We start from the raw sequence: 496 nt of genomic DNA, 5'->3' as shown, positions 1-496 counted from the left end.
AGCCGCCGCGGTGGGCCCGCTGGTGCCGCCGCGCCCGGTCGCCGGCCTCGCCTCCAACCGCCGGCCCACCTATCCAGGGCAGGCGCGCGAGCGCGGCGAACAGGGCACGGTGATCGTGCGGGTGCAGGTGACGGCCGAAGGCACGGCCGCCAGCGTGTCGGTCGGGCGCAGTTCCGGCCATCCGCTGCTGGACGCTGCCGCCCTGGACGCCATACGGTCCTGGCGCTTCCGTCCGGCGACACGCGGGGGCGTGCCCGTCGCGGCACAGGCCGAGGTGCCGGTCAGCTTCCAGCTGGACGACTGACGCCCCGGCCGCCCCGCGACGCCGCCCACCCGGCCCGCGCCCGTCCGCCGGATCGGCGCATCGAACCGCGAAAGGCTTTGCTCCATGGCGTCCGAACTTCCTCTCACGATCCTGATCACCGGCGCCTCCGCCGGTTTCGGCATGGCGATGACGCGGCGCTTCGTCCGTGACGGCCACCGCGTCATCGCCACC

The 496-nt window shown here is 75.2% G+C and carries 1 protein-coding gene; it reads left to right on the top strand.

Annotated elements, in window-relative coordinates:
- Positions 1–304: energy transducer TonB (locus tag B8460_RS18785; RefSeq protein WP_048863153.1), on the top strand; the 304-nt coding region annotated here is incomplete at its 5' end.
- Positions 305–496: the final 192 nt, after the last annotated feature.

Source organism: Acidisphaera rubrifaciens HS-AP3 (assembly GCF_000964365.1).
Taxonomy (GTDB): domain Bacteria; phylum Pseudomonadota; class Alphaproteobacteria; order Acetobacterales; family Acetobacteraceae; genus Acidisphaera; species Acidisphaera rubrifaciens.
Note: the sequence above shows the minus strand (reverse complement) of the source record. Positions and strands in the feature narration are given on the sequence as shown.